This is a genomic window from Desulfopila sp. IMCC35006 (assembly GCF_005116645.1).
Taxonomy (GTDB): domain Bacteria; phylum Desulfobacterota; class Desulfobulbia; order Desulfobulbales; family Desulfocapsaceae; genus Desulforhopalus_A.
Genome location: NZ_SWCM01000009.1, coordinates 196240 through 209323, shown reverse-complemented (window position 1 = coordinate 209323; position 13084 = coordinate 196240). Strand labels below are relative to the sequence as shown.

Here is a 13084-nt window from a genome sequence, read left to right as displayed (position 1 = left end):
GTTTGACTGGAACATATTCCAGAATAGCCAGTTTCTGGAATATGTTCCAGTCAAAACTGCGCCATAGTGCAGGTGATATGGGGTCAATCAAGTAACATGTTGAAACTATACAATATTATATTTGAGCATGGTTTTTGCTGTAGGTAGAGGACCAATTTTGGCAAATGCATTCAGATGCACAGACAAAGGAGTCCTCTATGCGAGATGTAGTAATAGTAAGCGCCTGCCGAACGGCAATCGGCGCCTTTGGCGGAACCCTGAAAAGCATGAATGGCCCGCAGCTGGCGGCAATAACCATGAAGGAAGCGGTCAAACGGGCGGGCATCGATCCGGCAATTATCGATGACGTACGCTACGGTTGCTGCATGGAACATCACGACAACCTCAATATAGCGCGAGTGGCTTCTTTGATGGCCGGGATTCCCGACACGGTGCCCGCCGTCACCATCAACCGGGTCTGCATATCGGGTATGGAGGCCGTCATCTCCGGGATGGCCATGATCCAGGCGGAAATGGCGGATGTCATCCTCGCCGGCGGTGTGGAACACATGTCCGGTGTTCCGTATGCCGTGCCCAGCGCCCGCTGGGGGGCCAGACTCCAGGACCAGGGTTTTATCGATGCGATGATGCATGCCCTGCACTGCGGGTCACATCTGATGCCTCTGGCTGCAGACGCTCCTCTAGACACAACTAAGGCTCCAGCCAGTCTGATGGTCGGAAAACCCTATATCATGGGACATACCGCTGAGTTTGTCGCCCAGAAGCTTGACATCGGCCGTGCAGAGATGGACGAAGTTGCCTTGCGCAGTCAGAACAATGCCGAACGGGCAACCAATGACGGTTCCTTTGCGGCGGAGATTGTGTCGGTACCGGTGCCGCGCCGAAACAAAGAGCCGCTCCTCTTTGACAAGGATGAACATTTCCGTCCAGGATTGACCATAGAACAGCTGCGCAAGCTGCCGCCGGCCTTCGTCCCCGAAACCGGCAAGGTTACGGCAGGCAATGCCAGCGGCCTCAATGACGGTTCCGCGGGCATGATTATCATGGCAGCAGATAAGGCCCGAGAGCTCGGCATCAAACCGCTGGCCAGGATTCGGGCCATCGGCCGGGGGGCTTGTCATCCGGCGGTGATGGGACTGTCACCGGTGCCTGCCGTCAACGATCTCCTGCAACGCAGTGGTTTGACCATAAGCGATTTTGAGCTGGTGGAGGTCAATGAGGCTTTTGCCGCCCAGTATATCGCCTGTGAGCGTGAACTGGGATTGAAGAGAGAGATCACCAATATAAACGGTTCTGGAATAGGTCTTGGCCACCCCATCGGCGCCACCGGTTGCCGGATCATGGTTACCCTCCTCCATGCTCTGAAAAAACAGGGCAAAAGTCTCGGCCTTGCTACCCTGTGCGGCGGCGGCGGCGTGTCCATGGCGTGCGCGGTGGAGATGGTCTGAGTCGCCGGAGTGCGCGGGCGATCTTATCGCTGCGGAGCGAAAATTTCACTCTAACGTTGCAGTAAAAACAAGGAAATACTCTGTAAGGTACTAACTATTCCCTATAAGGAGATCGTCTATGGACTTTCCATCTGTCAATTATGAGATGTTGACGCCGGTGAACTTTATCAAGCGAAGTGTCGAAGTTTATCCCGACAAGCTTGCGGTAGTCAATGGCGACAAACGTTATACGTACCGGGAGCATTACGCCCGTATCAACCGTCTTGCCAGCGCCCTGAAAAAACAAGGCATTGGCCGCGGAGACAAGGTTGCCTTTATTTCTCCTAACACGGCCCCCATGCTGGAGGCTCATTTTGCCGTGCCGATGCTCGGAGCCGTCCTGGTGACAATCAATATCCGCCTCTCCGCCCCTGAGGTCTCCTATATCCTTAATCATTCGGATACCAAGATCTGCTTTGTCGATAACGAGTTTGCCGGTACGGTCGTGGCGAATCTTGGGGAATTGCCGAAGGTGCGTGCCTTTGTCAACATCTGCGATGCCAGCAATGACTGTCCTTTGAACGGGACCGACTATGAATCACTGCTCATGACCGGCAGTCCCGAGGCGCTTGACATTGATGTCGATGATGAACGTTCGGTCTGCTCCCTCAACTATACCAGTGGCACTACCGGCAAGCCCAAGGGGGTCATGTATCATCACCGCGGCGCCTATCTCAACAGCCTCGGCGACTGCCTGGAAACCGGTCTGACCAGCGAATCCGTTTATCTCTGGACCCTGCCCATGTTCCATTGCAACGGCTGGTGCTTTCCCTGGGCGGTAACCGCAGCCGGTGCTACCCATGTCTGTCTCCGCAAGGTTGTTCCTGATGAAATATTTAAGCAGATAATGACCGAAAAGGTGACGCACATGTGCGCAGCACCCATCGTCCTGATCGGCATGGCCAATGCTCCGGCCTTTAAAAATCTCAACCCGGAAAAACCATTGAAGATTGCCGTGGGAGGCGCGCCGCCGTCGCCCACCATCATTCGACAGATGGAATCCATAGGTGCCCAGGTCAATCACGTCTATGGTCTTACTGAGGTCTATGGACCTTACACGATTTGTGCCTGGCATGACGAATGGAATAGTTTGCCTGCCGACGAGCAGAGTTCCATCCGGTCACGTCAGGGGGTGGCCTACACGGTATGCCAGTTCCTGGATGTGGTGGACGCGCAGACCATGGAACCGGTGCCACGCGACGGCAAGACCATCGGCGAGGTGGTCATGCGAGGGAACGTGGTGATGCTTGGCTATTACAAGGATCCGGAAGGCACCGAAAAGGCCTTCAAGGGTGGCTGGTTTCACTCCGGGGATCTTGCGGTGATGCATCCGAACAACTACATCCAGATCCTTGACCGGCAGAAGGACATTATCATCTCCGGCGGTGAGAACATCTCCACGGTGGAGGTGGAAAACGTTCTTTACCGTCATCCCGATGTATTGGAGGTGGCCGTAGTGGCGGTTCCGGACAGTAAATGGGGGGAAGTACCAAAGGCTTTTGTCACGCCAAAACCCGGATCAAACCCGACGGCCGAGGACCTTATCGCCTTCTGCAAGGAGAATCTTGCCCGGTTCAAGGCGCCGAAGACAGTGGAATTCATCGAGTTGCCGAAAACCTCGACGGGTAAGGTTCAAAAATTCGTTCTTCGCAAGAAGGAATGGGCGGGACTGGATAAGAAGGTCAACTGATTTCAAAGGAAAATACCGCAGAAATTGAAGCAACATCACAGGTGCGTTTTCACCTTGCAAATGATCTGAAAAACTCTCACAGGAGCAACCACGATGAATTTTGAACTGACCGAAGAGCAAAGCCTGATCCGGGATATGGTGCGTGAATTTGCCGAGAAAGAAGTCGCGCCGTCGGCAGCCGCTCGTGACGAGGAGGAGCGTTTCGACCGGCCTTTGATGTTTGGCCGGCTGGCGGAATTGGGACTGACCGGGATTGTCTTCCCCGAACAGTACGGGGGAGCCGGGGCTGATTATCTGAGCTATGCGATCGCGGTCGAGGAACTGTCGCGGGTTTGTGCATCGACAGGTGTAACCCTGTCGGCGCACCTGTCGCTTGGCTCCAACCCCATCTACCTTTTTGGCACCGAGGAACAGAAAATGAAATTCCTCGTACCCATGGCCCAGGGGGAAAAGATGGGAGCTTTTGGCCTGACTGAGCCGTCCGCCGGGTCGGATGCGGGCGGGACCAAAACCACCGCCGTTCGTGACGGCAATGACTGGATTTTGAACGGTACCAAGATCTTTATAACCAACGCCGGGGAGGCCGAAACCTATGTGGTCTTCGCCCGGACCGATAAACAGGCCGAGAAACACCACGGCATCAGCGCCTTCATTGTTGAAAAAGGAACTCCGGGATTCTCCTTTGGCAAGAAGGAAAAGAAGATGGGCATCAGGTCCTCGCCAACCATGGAGCTGGTCTACGAGGGTTGCCGCATCCCGAAGGAAAATCTTCTTGGCGAAGAGGGCAAAGGTTTCAAGGTGGCGATGAAGACACTCGATGGCGGCCGGATCGGCATCGCTTCGCAGGCTCTCGGTATTGCCCAGGGGGCACTCGATACATCGGTTGCCTATGCCAAAGAGCGCAAACAGTTCGATGCCAGTATCGCCACCTTCCAGGGAATTCAATTCCAGTTGGCCGATATGGCAACCCAGGTGGAAGCCGCGCGCCTCCTGGTTTATAAGGCGGCCTTCAGGGCCAGTGCAGGACTGTCATATTCACAGGAGTCGGCGATGGCTAAACTGCTGGCCAGCGAGACCGCTATGCGTGTCACCACCCAGGCCGTGCAGATTCACGGCGGCTATGGCTATAGCCGTGAATTCCCCTTGGAAAGGATGATGCGGGATGCGAAGATTACCGAAATCTACGAAGGCACCAGCGAGGTTCAGCGGATCGTCATCGGTTCGGCATTGACCCGATGATTTTAACCGCACATCAAAACTGCATTGCCCATGCCTTTCACCGGGCCTTTGACGCTCGTGTGGTGCGCAATGAAGGCAAGTCTGCCGAACATATGGAAATCACCCGTCGCTTCAGCGAGGGATATCACCGGATCGAACAGCGCACCTACGGCAAGTACCTGGGAGAGGATGAAGCGGCAACGCTTGCCAATCTGCAGGCCGAGGTGGAGGCGCTGAAGGAACGGGAAAAGGCGGTGCAGGCGTTGTGGAAGAGTCTGGCCGCCGGGGTGCAGAGTGCTTTCAAAGAATTGAAGCGGGATCTGGCTACCCTTAATTCGAACATCGATAAAATGAATCTGGGCTTCGTGGCTGTTCTCGCCAGTCCCGAGACGATGGAAGCTGCCGATATCTAAACTAATATCTTGGTTAATTTTAGTTTTGCCGTAAAATCTAAAATTTGGACTGTGTTTATTTTACTTTGGTTCTTAACGGAAAAAATGGCTGAGCTGAAGAACGTCGAGGGGATCTTTCGACTGTATCGGTTAAAACCGTCATTTACCCTGGCCGTCTCCTTCGGGGGACGGCATTTTTTATTCTCATCTTACAGAGGCATAGAACAAGTAATACTGAGAATTTTTGTGAAAAAATATGACATAACCCATATTATAAATATGGGTTATGTGAATAAATTTCATTATAACCCAATTTGGAATTGACAATGTTGCTAGTAAAACATAGGATAATTGTGTGTTATCCAGGGCTAAATCAATTGAGTGCATATGAAACACGAAATGTTTTTCCGCAAACATCCGGTGTTCACAGGCGAAGAGTTCAACGATCATCTCGCAAGTCTTGGGAAAGCAGGCCCCAGGACCAGAGAATCCTTGCTGAATTATCATAGGAATACCGGGCATGTCATTCTCATTCGAAGAGGATTATATGCGGTTATCCCAATAGGAGCCGATCCAGATTCATATCCGGTTGATCCTTTTCTTGTTGCTGCCAAACTCACAGCAGATGCTGTACTGTCATACCACACGGCTTTAGAAGTACACGGTTACGCCTACTCCACACGTGAGCATCTCACTTATTCAGCAGCCCGCCCAGTTTCCCCTGTTACGTTTCGATCCCATGTTTTTCGAGGTGTCAGGTTTTCCCAAGCACTTTGCCGTGCAGAAAAGGTAGATTTCGGTGTTACCACTGTTGACCGCGCCGGTTTGGAAGTCAGGGTCACTTCCCTTGAGCGGACTTTGGTGGATGTCTTGGATCGGCCTGCTCTTTCAGGAAGCTGGGAAGAAATTTGGCGTTCCCTTGAAGCGATCGAATTCTTCGATCTCGAAAAAGTGGTCGAATATGCCCTTCTACTCGGTAATGCGACAACGATTGCCAAGGTTGGTTTTTATCTGGAACAGCATCGCGAATCGTTGATGGTCGAAGAGAATCATATGGCACCTCTTCGTAATCATCGACCCAGGCAACCACATTATCTGGACAGTTCCAACAGAAAATCAGGGAAGGTTGTCGCAGATTGGAACCTGGTGGTCCCTGTTGATTTGTTCGAGCGGACTTGGGGAGAAGTTCTATGAAAATATCTCATGAGAAACTTATAGCTCAAGCGGAAGCAACAGGATTCAGACCGGATGTGCTTGAAAAGGTTGCCCACCTACTGGGGTTGCTCGAAGCTCTTGGCAGCCATCCTTTTTTAAAAGGCAAGCTGGCTCTCAAGGGTGGAACAGCTCTCAACCTTTTTATATTCAATGTTCCCCGGCTTTCCGTTGATATCGATCTCACCCCGATAAACGGGATAAGTCACTTAACAAAAAATCTTAGCAAGAAACGTGAAAATATTTTTTGTAAGTGACTAAACTATGTGGGGGCGGAAGATCGTGAAGCCATGCTTGCCGAACGACCCAGGATCGAGCAGGCTGTTCAGGCAGTATTTGCAAGGGAAGGATTCACTGTCAGGCGCATGCCGGAAGAACACGCCGGCGGAAAATGGTCCCTGCGTTACCAGAGTGCTGCAGGACTTGGCGGCAATCTCGAAGTGGACCTCAACTTCATGTATCGGGTCCCTTTGTGGCCTGTTTCGTTATCCGATTCGTATCCTGTCGGTACCTGGCAGGCCACACAAATACCTGTAATTGATATCCATGAATTGGCGGCGGGAAAACTGGCGGCGTTGCTTGCACGCAGACAGGCGAGGGATTTGTTTGACAGCCATATTCTTTTGCATATGGAAAATCTCGATCTTGACCGACTGCGTACAGCCTTTGTCGTTTACGGTGCCATGAACCGTAAAGACTGGCGAACGGTTTCCACCGAGGATGTGAATTTGGACAGCTCTGAACTTGCCCGGCAGTTGATCCCGACCCTACGTTTTAATACAGCTAAAGAACAAGAATCTATAGACCAGTATGGTACACGCCTCGTGGAAGAATGCCGACAGGCCCTGACTGTTGTAATTCCCTTCTCGGAAAACGAGAAAGCGTTTCTTGACCTGCTGCTTGACTACGGAGAGATTGACTCGACTATCCTGACTGCTGACAAAAGTTTGCAACAACGCATTCAAAGGCAGCCTCTTTTGGAGTGGAAGGCTGTTAATGTTAAAAAATATAAAGGTCTATAACGACGGCATAAAATGCCTTAGCAGTATATCCACAGGATAGAGAAATTCCACTGCATATTGCTGGAGTAGTACAATAAGCGCAACAGATTGAAGTTTGAAAAAACAGGTAATCGTAACAATAGGTAACAATCCAATATAAATAACAAAATATGATTTCTTGAGTATATTTCAATCAATTATTAGTCAAATGTCTAGTAAATTTACATCTGGGGTATCCAGAACACCCAAGAAATTGTTCTCCACAATTTTTACCTCTTTTTGCCGTTCTTTTCACCAACTTTGCACCACATTTAGGACAGTTTGTGACTGAATTATGGCGCTGTTTAAGAGAATAAATATGGTTAGATCTGTCATCGTAACTACTTCTTTCTTTATACTGTTTTAATTTTCGAAAACATTGCTCTACTTGTTCAGTATGTAATAGAAAAGACCTTTTTGATATTATGTGGGCAGTATATCCTCTGTCTAAGACGTTCGCAGGCATAGGTGTCTTAAATTTTGATTCACCTATGAACATAATGACACTATGAAATTTGTCGGTATCTAAGTTTAAAAAATCCGATAATATTTTGATATGACGATAGTTTTGCTTTAGAGGATTTTGGAAGGAATATTTTTTTCCATAAATAACTTGTGTCCAGTTTGCTTGATCCTGATGACCGTAGATCCATCCAGAATAATTTTTTGTTTCAACGACAAAAATTCCATACATTGAAACTAGAATATGATCAACTTGTGTAGAAGAACCGTTCTCCCAGACGGTTATGTTGTTAATTTTTTTATAGATATCTTTGTCAAGAAATAACCATCCAAAAAAAGATACGATAAGTTCTCCGAAAAATCCTTTCATTGATCGAGTAATTGGGTGAAGTTTATCTGAAAAATTCTATATCTTCAAAATATTCTCTTTTGCATTAAATATTATATAGGGCTAATATTCTGTAATCAAATGGTTTTTATTAACACTACAGAGTCGTACGGAGAAAAATTATGGGCATGGCTGATTCTACCAAGAAAATTTCAACTACGGCTCTTGCAAAGCTATATAAAATCACAGCAAGAGAAATGTTTGTACAACTCGTCAATTTAGGTCTAATTGAGAAAAAAGGAGAGGTCTGGTCCCTCACCAACGAAGGGGTTAGCAAGGGTGGTAAATTCATTGATAGTAAGCAGTATGGGAAATACATTACTTGGCCAGATGACATAAAAATCAACGTCACACTTAATGAAAAATTAATCACTTCAACCATTATTGGAAAACAATATGGCCTTTCAGCGAATAAGATAAATTTCCTCCTCTCTGAGATTGGTTGGGTTTACAAAGGATTGAAAGGTTGGCTAACCACCCCCCAGGGAGTTCGCCAAGGTGCAATACAGGATGAAGATAAAAAATCTGGTATTCCCTATGTCAGGTGGCCGGAATTAATCCTTGAAAATAAAATACTTCAAAACTCGGTAGAACAAATCAGAGGTACTAAAAATTCAGAAGAACCAAAACCCGAAGAAACAACTTTAGAAGAAAAAGGTTTTAGAGAAAAATTTGAGGCTAAACATAGAGCCACGGATGGTCACTTTGTCCGATCAAAAGCGGAGATGCTTATTGATAATTGGCTTTACATGGCTGAAATCGTACACGCCTATGAACGAAAGCTGCCTATAGAAGAAGATGCTTATTGTGATTTTTATATTCCTACAGGGAAGGTTTACATTGAATATTGGGGGTTTGAAAATGAGCAAAAGTACCTGAAGAGAAAAGAGATAAAGCGAAAAATATACGAAAAGTACGATTTTAACCTAATTGAATTGAAAGATGAACATGTACAGAATCTTGATGATATCTTGCCAAGGCTTCTGTTGAAATATGGAATTCAGGCATACTGAGACTGCCTTTTATTGCAGTTGAACCTGAACATCTATATAGGCTACAGGGTAGTAGGATGGCGATAATACGCTGCTGGTTTATCCTTTGGGGACAGCTGTTTGGTTGTTGCACTATTGAGTCGATAATACATATCGAGGTGCGACAGGTGCAGCACAGGGTTCTTGCCAATGCCACCCGTTGCTATTATTAGCCGAGTTGAAGCCTCACGCCAATAGCCAGTTAGACGTCCATAGAGAAAAGAATGAGTATAAATCGAGCTTATTATTCCGCAACCATCAATGACTTCCTGAAGAGTGACACAGATACACTCTTGGGTCGAATATCGCGGGGTAGTGATGATTCCTCTATCCTGCAAACACAGCGAAATGCATGGGTTCGGCAAATAGAGGTGCTTCGGACGGCTCTTCTCTCGCACAGTGGTTCGATTTATTTCGAATATTCTATTCCGCGGATGGGCACACGTATCGATGTCGTGTTGCTTGTCGGTCCAGCAATATTTGTCATCGAATTTAAAGTCGGAGAAAAGATTTTCTCGGCGCATGGACTAGATCAGGTGTGCGACTATGCATTGGATCTGAAAAATTTTCATGATGAGAGTCACCAACAATTTATTGCACCAATCTTGGTCGCAACTCATGCAAAGGCGCCGGATATCTTTGTAAGTGTTACACCTCAGAATGATAAATTGTTGTTCCCCATAAAAAGCAATACAGCAATGTTGCCGAAGGCTATTGATGCGGTGTTATCGTTTGTTGATGGAGGAGCCATTAATGTTGCAAATTGGGAGCAGGGCCGCTATTGCCCAACTCCTACAATCATTGAAGCCGCAATGGCTTTATACAAAGGGCACTCTGTCGCTGATATTTCTCGGAGCGATGCAGGAGCAATAAATTTGCATCAGACAACGGAGGCAATTTCTCAGGTCATTCACCAAGCAAAAGATAATTCTTGTAAAGCAATTTGCTTTGTAACGGGAGTTCCCGGAGCTGGAAAAACCCTCGTTGGATTGAACATTGCCACGAAGCATCTTAAGGCAGATGGGGATACGTATAGTGTTTTCCTGTCAGGAAACGGGCCACTGGTACAAATACTTCAAGAGGCATTGGCTCGTGACAAAATTGCCCGCGAAAAGAAAAAAGGGAATAAATTAAATAAAAAGCAGGCGTTGAGCGAGGTGAAGGCATTTGTGCAAAATGTCCATCACTACAGAGATGACTGTCTTATTGATGATTCTCCACCTACAGACCACGTTGCCTTATTCGATGAAGCGCAGCGGGCTTGGAATATTGAGCAGACATCTAGTTTTATGAGGCGCAAAAAAAATCGGCCAGATTTTAATCAATCTGAACCCGAGTTTCTGATTTCTTGCATCAATCGTCATCCAGATTGGGGTGTAATAGTTTGTCTCATTGGTGGTGGGCAGGAAATTAACACCGGCGAGGCCGGTATTGGCGAATGGATTGATGCGCTTCACCGGTCGTTCCCAGATTGGCAAATACATATTTCTGATCGGCTAACCGATAATGAATACGGTGCAGGTGTTGTATTAGAAAACATCGCTTGCCGTCCAAATGTTCATTACAACGCAGATCTCCATTTGGCAGTGTCTATGCGTTCGTTTCGGGCCGAACATGTTTCGCTACTGGTAAAACAATTACTCGATTTAGAAGTGGAAGGAGCTCGATCGACCCTTGCTGAAATTAGATCAAAATATTCAGTGGTCATTACTCGCGATTTTGCGAAGGCAAAGCAATGGATGAAAATGCAGGCCCGGGGAACAGAACGTTATGGTATTGTTGTTTCATCGCAAGCTGAGCGACTGAAGCCTCATGCGATCGATGTGAAATCACCAATGAACCCTATACATTGGTTTTTAGCTGGCAAGGACGATGTGCGCTCATCCTACTATCTAGAGGAAGTGGCCACTGAGTTTCATATCCAAGGCCTGGAGCTTGACTGGGTTTGTGTGACGTGGGATGCCGATTTCAGGTACTCAAAGAATGGATGGGAGCATCGTTCTTTTAGAGGCAACAAGTGGCAAAAAATTCTTAAGCCTGAGAGACAGGTATATTTGAAAAACGCATATCGGGTTCTCCTGACTAGAGCGCGACAGGGAATGGTAATAGTTATTCCAGAGGGAGATGCGGAAGATCCAACCCGAGACTCCAGATATTATGACCCAACGTTTGAATACCTTGAAAAAATTGGCTTTAGTGTTATTTAGGGCCTTGGACTGTCGGCCGAACAGAAAATTTTTCCCATTCCTCCAGAAAAACAGGTCTGCCAATGTGTGGAACACTTGACCAGTATTTGTCGTCATTTGCCAGGATCAGGGTTGATAGAAGCAGGGGTTCATGGACAGCTCTTACCAACCGCGCATCGCCATACAAGCCATTTCTTCTGCTGTCTATACTTGATCACATTGCCTCGGGGCAGATAACGAAAAATTTCATTGAGCCATCGTTTGAACTGACTGAAACCTTTCAAGAGTATATCGCTCTGCTCCCCCATAATGATCGAAAAGCCAGCATGTCCTATCCTTTTTATCATCTTGAAAGCTCAGATTTTTGGGAGATGATACCGCGGTTTGGCGAGGAGCATCGAAAAGGGCGTTCAATCAGTTCCATGAAGCGGCTGCGGGAGCTGTATCTTGGCGCGCGCTTCAATAAAGATCTGTTCATGCTGCTGCAGATGGAACATGCACGGGAGAAACTTCGCGCCGTCCTTGTTCAAACCTACTTTTCGCCTGCGATTCAGCCGACAATATGGCAACAATCGATGATCAATTGTGGCTCCACAAAGTATGCCTTTGGTCTTTTAGGCACTTCCGAAGTGGATGCAGGCTATTTACTGCGGGCGAATGCGGCAGAGTGTGCGGCAAAAGTGCGAGACCAGGGATTTAGAAAGGCAATCGTCAGGCTCTACGCCCACCGCTGCGCCTTATGTGGGATTAAGATGCTCACCTCGGAAGGGCGCACAGTGGTAGATGCAGCTCATATCATACCTTTCAGTGAGAACAGAAACGATCACCCCACAAACGGTATGGCACTCTGTAAACTCTGCCATTGGTCGTTTGATGAAGGGCTGATGTCGGTTGATACGCATTATGATGTGATGGTTTCCCCGGCGGTGAAAAAAGACCCGAATCTTCCCGGTCATATACTGACACTTTCGGACAGGCCAATTTTCAGGCCGACTGAAAGCCGGTTCTGGCCGGCCCAGGAAAGCTTTGCCTGGCACCGAAAACAAAGATTTAGAAAAAGAGATTAAAAAAAGAGGCAAGCTCAGCACCTCAACTGCCAGTTTTGCCCGTTGTAAACGAGACAGCCGCTCAGATAGAAGTTGCTGCCTGGGAAATATTGGGTGTCATAATGTTATTACGACTTCATACCCTTCAAATTTTCTGATGTTGATTACCTTTGTCGCATCGAACATGAGGTACTGCCCTTTAATGCCGGTCAGGACACCTTCAATGTATGGTGATTTCTCAGGGTTAAAGGATACTATTTTGGCAGGATATTGCAGCACAGGGTATCGACCGGTAAAAATGGTGTCATTCAGGCGCAGATGTTTACGGAGTTCGCCGGTAAGCGACGTTTGTGCAAGGTTGAAGGCTTCTTGAAAACCATCGGCGTCCAAAACTTCATTCCGTAACATTTTCTGCCAATGGGTTTTGTCGGTGAAATTGTTTTTCAATTCTACTTCAATTGCTCCTGCCAGATATCTGTTGGGGGTGTGGGCAATAGTAACAGCGTATGAAGCCCCTTGGTCGATCCAGCGTGTTGGGATATTGTTATCTTTTGTCACGCCAACTTTCACAGCGCTGCTTATTGCCAGATAAACAACATGCGGCTGGTTGTGATGATGTTGTTCCCATTCGATGTCTCTTCCTTCGCCAAGGTGCGCCCGGCAAAGTTCTGGGCGGATAATGCAGGGTGCTGCCTCCGGAGCATCTCTAAAACAAGGGAAGCAAAACCCCTGAGCAAAACTTTTCTTCGTTAGTCTGCCGCAGCTTTTACAATAAATTTTTCCGGTAAATTCAATTTTGAGGTTTTTGCCAATGCAATCATTAAGAAGCACCTGTCCATCATCGGTATCTAATTGATACTGAATTGGGTCCCCGTTTGAGGCTTTTAATTTCTTTAGAATTGTTTTGATTACCATCAGATTTTTCAAAGGGT

The 13084-nt window shown here is 47.5% G+C and carries 10 protein-coding genes and 1 pseudogene; 9 read left to right on the top strand and 2 right to left on the bottom strand.

Features of this window, described 5'->3' with window-relative positions; genetic code table 11:
- The first annotated feature begins 197 nt into the window (after positions 1 to 197).
- The 6 genes and pseudogenes from FCL47_RS16045 to FCL47_RS16020 all read left to right on the top strand — a co-directional run bounded on the left by FCL47_RS16045 (position 198) and on the right by FCL47_RS16020 (position 7021).
- On the top strand, positions 198 to 1448 hold the full coding sequence (locus FCL47_RS16045) for an acetyl-CoA C-acyltransferase (RefSeq protein WP_136814539.1): 1251 nt from the start codon (positions 198 to 200) through the stop codon (positions 1446 to 1448).
- A gap of 118 nt (positions 1449 to 1566) precedes the next feature.
- Entirely contained in the window at positions 1567 to 3177 is a 1611-nt protein-coding gene (locus tag FCL47_RS16040; RefSeq protein ID WP_136814538.1) for a long-chain-fatty-acid--CoA ligase, read from the top strand.
- Positions 3178 to 3270: 93 nt separating this feature from the next.
- The gene (locus FCL47_RS16035; RefSeq protein ID WP_136814537.1) at positions 3271 to 4416 is read left to right on the top strand and encodes an acyl-CoA dehydrogenase; all 1146 of its coding nucleotides are present in this window, start codon (positions 3271 to 3273) and stop codon (positions 4414 to 4416) included.
- Positions 4413 to 4808, top strand: coding sequence for a hypothetical protein (locus FCL47_RS16030; RefSeq protein ID WP_136814536.1), 396 nt, complete (start codon positions 4413 to 4415; stop codon positions 4806 to 4808). Before FCL47_RS16035 ends, FCL47_RS16030 begins: the two co-directional genes overlap by 4 nt.
- A 366-nt stretch (positions 4809 to 5174) precedes the next feature.
- On the top strand, positions 5175 to 5981 hold the full coding sequence (locus tag FCL47_RS16025) for a transcriptional regulator (RefSeq protein WP_136814535.1): 807 nt from the start codon (positions 5175 to 5177) through the stop codon (positions 5979 to 5981).
- A pseudogene (locus tag FCL47_RS16020) lies at positions 5978 to 7021 on the top strand (nucleotidyl transferase AbiEii/AbiGii toxin family protein). The gene FCL47_RS16025 and the pseudogene FCL47_RS16020 overlap by 4 nt, the downstream one beginning before the upstream one ends.
- Before the next feature lie 172 nt (positions 7022 to 7193).
- Here FCL47_RS16020 and FCL47_RS16015 read toward each other — a convergent pair.
- Positions 7194 to 7871, bottom strand: coding sequence for a nuclease-related domain-containing protein (locus tag FCL47_RS16015; RefSeq protein WP_136814534.1), 678 nt, complete (start codon positions 7869 to 7871; stop codon positions 7194 to 7196).
- 146 nt (positions 7872 to 8017) lie between these two features.
- Here FCL47_RS16015 and FCL47_RS16010 point away from each other — a divergent pair, with 146 nt between their 5' ends.
- The 3 genes from FCL47_RS16010 to FCL47_RS16000 all read left to right on the top strand — a co-directional run bounded on the left by FCL47_RS16010 (position 8018) and on the right by FCL47_RS16000 (position 12173).
- Positions 8018 to 8902 carry a hypothetical protein gene (locus tag FCL47_RS16010; RefSeq protein ID WP_205747341.1) on the top strand — a complete coding sequence of 295 codons (885 nt, stop codon included), beginning with the start codon at positions 8018 to 8020 and terminating at the stop codon, positions 8900 to 8902.
- 242 nt (positions 8903 to 9144) lie between these two features.
- Complete coding sequence (locus FCL47_RS16005; RefSeq protein ID WP_205747340.1) at positions 9145 to 11127, top strand: DUF2075 domain-containing protein; 1983 nt, start codon at positions 9145 to 9147, stop codon at positions 11125 to 11127.
- 62 nt (positions 11128 to 11189) lie between these two features.
- The gene (locus tag FCL47_RS16000) at positions 11190 to 12173 is read left to right on the top strand and encodes an HNH endonuclease (RefSeq protein WP_136814533.1); all 984 of its coding nucleotides are present in this window, start codon (positions 11190 to 11192) and stop codon (positions 12171 to 12173) included.
- Positions 12174 to 12269: 96 nt separating this feature from the next.
- On the opposite strand, the gene FCL47_RS15995 is transcribed toward FCL47_RS16000, so the two are convergent.
- Positions 12270 to 13067: a DUF2797 domain-containing protein gene (locus tag FCL47_RS15995; protein ID WP_205747339.1), complete on the bottom strand. Its 798-nt coding sequence runs from the start codon at positions 13065 to 13067 to the stop codon at positions 12270 to 12272.
- Positions 13068 to 13084 lie beyond the last annotated feature (17 nt).